This window comes from Oleiphilus sp. HI0132 (assembly GCF_001635845.1).
Window position 1 is genome coordinate 1 of record NZ_LWGJ01000937.1, and the last position, 279, is coordinate 279.

Consider the following 279-nt stretch of genomic DNA (forward strand, 5'->3'; position numbering starts at 1 on the left):
ATGCCCAGATCGGTTACGATATACTTTCGACGTCTGACTTAGAGGTCTTGCGAGCGGGCGCGCTCATTGCAGGTGGGCATCACGAGAACTGGGACGGTTCAGGCTATCCAAACGGTATTGCGGGTGAAGATATTCATATCTTTGCGCGAATTGCTTCGGTGGCAGATGTGTTCGATGCGCTGGTGAATCGTCGATGCTATAAACAAGCTAGGTCTATAGACGAGACATTAAACTTCTTCAAAGAGATGAAAGGCACTAAGTTCGAGCCGCGTTTGGTTG

General features: G+C 49.1%; 1 protein-coding gene. It reads left to right on the forward strand.

Annotation, left to right across the window (positions count from 1 at the left end; translation table 11 throughout):
* Positions 1 to 279: HD-GYP domain-containing protein (locus A3766_RS10490; protein ID WP_156508864.1), on the forward strand; the 279-nt coding region annotated here is incomplete at both ends.